Genomic DNA, 2,888 nt, shown 5'->3' on the forward strand with positions numbered 1-2,888 from the left:
TCCAGTATGATATCGGAACGACGCATTGAGGTTCATCTCATTGCATACTCTCTCAAGGATTTTGGTGCGCAGTTGCTCTTCATAAAAGGCGTCACTCAGCCCCTGATCAATGAAGATTTCTGGTAATTTTTCACCCTGTAAAATGAGGCTGACTGGATCGTAGGCTTCCCACGTTTTTCTGTTTTCACCCAGGTAAGCGCTAAATGCCTGTTGCCCCCATGGCACCTGAGAAGGCGATACTATCGGGGAAAATGCTGATACGCTCACATATTCACCAGGATTTCGCAGAGCCAGCACCAGAGCACCCAGCCCTCCCATAGAATGACCGGATATAGATTTTCTTGCCGTTGCAGGAAAATGATTCATGACGACATCCGGAAGCTCTCTGAGAATATAGTCATACATCCTGTAATGAACATTCCACGGCTGTTCCGTCGCGTTCAGATAAAAACCGGCCCCCTGGCCAAGATCGTAACTGTCGGCATCCGGGACATTATTACCCCGGGGACTGGTATCCGGGACAACAACGATGACGTTATGCCGGGCTGCATAATGCTGCATACCTGATTTGGTGATGAAATTCTGCTCAGTACAGGTCAGGCCCGACAACCAGTATAGTACCGGCAGTTTTTCTGTTACTGCTTTGGGAGGAAGATACACACCGAAATTCATTTCACAATTAAGGGATTGTGAATAATGCCGGTACACGTTTTGCCAGCCGCCAGAGCTGGCATGCTGCTCAATGAGTTCCATCAGCCGTTATCTCATGGTTATTTCCCCTGACCGAAGCCAGGGGAAGTATCTTTAAATCCGGACGTCAGATAAACGTATACGCCGTGATTTTGTTACCCGCCGGATCCCGCAGGTAGGCAGCATAGGCCCCGGGAAGGTGACCACGCGGGCCAGGTTGACCTTCATCAGCTCCACCGGCGGCAAGGCCGGCAGCATGGAAAGCATCAACCTCTTCCGGGGTGGCAGCAGCGAAGCCGACAGTCACCCCGTTAGCGGAAGGTGCTTCACCGTTGCCCGGACGGGCAATGATAAATGCCGGCTTTTCGCGGCCATAGAGTACCCAGCCGTTGCCAAACGGGCCGAGGTTATTGATACCAAGCGTGCCCAGGACGACATCGTAAAATGCGGAGGATTTCTCGACATCGGCTGCGCCAATGAACACATGAGAAAAGATGCCGTCACCAGAAATTACCGGAGTTGTCATTTTCCACTTCCTTCAGTTTGAGTTGATTAAAATTCTGATGGGATCAGTAATGAATCACTGTCCGGATAGATTTGCCTTCATGCATAAGCTCGAAGGCGTCATTGATTTCATCCAGTGTCATCGTATGGGTTACAAATGGCTCAAGGTCAATATCCCCCTTCATGGCATCCTCGACCATACCGGGGAGCTGAGTGCGGCCTTTTACTCCGCCAAACGCGGAACCTTTCCATACGCGCCCGGTGACCAGCTGGAAAGGACGGGTGGAAATCTCCTGTCCGGCCCCTGCGACACCAATGACAACGGACTGCCCCCACCCACGGTGAGCACTTTCCAGCGCTGCACGCATGACGTTAACGTTACCGATACATTCAAAGGTATGGTCAATACCCCACTTGTTGATATCCAGCAGAACATCTTTAATCGGTTTGTCATAATCATTCGGGTTAATGCAGTCAGTGGCCCCGAACTGACGGGCCAGGTCAAATTTTGTCGGATTAGTATCGATAGCGATAATACGTCCCGCTTTTGCCTGACGGGCCCCCTGTACCGCAGCCAGACCAATTGCCCCCAGACCAAAAATGGCAACTGAATCGCCCGGCTGCACTTTAGCCGTGTTATGGACGGCGCCAATACCGGTAGTCACGCCACAACCCAACAGGCAGACGTGTTCATGGTTCGCCTCCGGGTTAATTTTTGCCAGAGAAACCTCGGCCACAACGGTGTATTCACTGAATGTGGAACATCCCATGTAGTGGTAAAGAGGCTGACCGTTGTATGAAAAGCGAGTGGTCCCGTCAGGCATCAGTCCTTTGCCCTGAGTCTCGCGAACCGATACACAGAGGTTCGTTTTACCGGACTGGCAGAATTCACACTCCCCGCATTCAGCGGTGTAGAGCGGAATAACATGGTCACCCGGCTTCACACTGGTGACGCCTTCACCAACTTCAACGACGATACCGGCTCCCTCGTGGCCGAGAACCACCGGGAAAACGCCCTCAGGGTCATTCCCTGAGAGGGTAAAGGCATCGGTATGGCAGACACCTGTGTGGGTGTTTTTAATCAGCACCTCGCCTTTTTTAGGCGGAGCAACATCAATTTCAACAATCTCCAGGGGCTTCCCTGGTGCAAATGCAACAGCGGCACGTGATTTCATACGTAATATATCCTCAATGTAATAATGGCCTCACCTATTTAAGATAGGCACGAACCAGCTCAATCGTATCGTCAACTGATTTACTGACTTCATGACTGTAGCTGTCATTCTGGTCAAAGGTTTCCCGTATGTGGCTCTCCAGCACCTCTGCCATCAGTCCGTTAGCGGCGCCCCGGACGGCGGCGATTTGCTGGAGAACGGAACGGCATTCAGCGCCACTTTCAAGTGCTCTTTCCAGAGCATCAATCTGACCCCGGATACGGCGAACCCGGGTTAGGACCTTTTTTTTCTCTTCAGGAGTACTGGGCATTGCTTACCTCACTGCTCTGTATTTCTTATACTATAGGGGAGTATTACATTAAGATCAACACATACCCCACTATAGTATAATAAATATATCAGAGCACCGGTAATGACTCCAACTTACTGATAGTGTTTTATGTTCAGATAATGCCCGATGACTTTGTCATGCAGCTCCACCGATTTTGAGAACGACAGTGACTTCCTGCCCAGCCTTGC

At 50.9% G+C, this 2,888-nt stretch carries 5 protein-coding genes; all 5 read right to left on the minus strand.

Features of this window, described 5'->3' with window-relative positions; translation table 11 throughout:
- A partial coding sequence (fghA, locus tag AAER43_RS25840; protein WP_223366393.1) for an S-formylglutathione hydrolase occupies positions 1 to 753 on the minus strand: 753 nt, incomplete at its 3' end.
- A gap of 64 nt (positions 754 to 817) precedes the next feature.
- Positions 818 to 1,216: a VOC family protein gene (locus tag AAER43_RS25845; RefSeq protein ID WP_012561111.1), complete on the minus strand. Its 399-nt coding sequence runs from the start codon at positions 1,214 to 1,216 to the stop codon at positions 818 to 820.
- A 43-nt stretch (positions 1,217 to 1,259) separates the two neighbouring features.
- Positions 1,260 to 2,369: an S-(hydroxymethyl)glutathione dehydrogenase gene (gene frmA / locus AAER43_RS25850; protein ID WP_017384070.1), complete on the minus strand. Its 1,110-nt coding sequence runs from the start codon at positions 2,367 to 2,369 to the stop codon at positions 1,260 to 1,262.
- A 34-nt stretch (positions 2,370 to 2,403) separates the two neighbouring features.
- Positions 2,404 to 2,679 carry a formaldehyde-responsive transcriptional repressor FrmR gene (gene frmR, locus AAER43_RS25855; RefSeq protein WP_017384071.1) on the minus strand — a complete coding sequence of 92 codons (276 nt, stop codon included), beginning with the start codon at positions 2,677 to 2,679 and terminating at the stop codon, positions 2,404 to 2,406.
- Positions 2,680 to 2,792: 113 nt separating this feature from the next.
- Positions 2,793 to 2,888, minus strand: a 96-nt coding sequence (locus AAER43_RS25860; RefSeq protein WP_000851394.1) for an IS1 family transposase, incomplete at its 5' end; no start/stop codon positions are given.

It is taken from the genome of Enterobacter sp. FUJ80071 (assembly GCF_038739915.1).
Classification (GTDB): Bacteria; Pseudomonadota; Gammaproteobacteria; order Enterobacterales; family Enterobacteriaceae; genus Enterobacter; species Enterobacter kobei.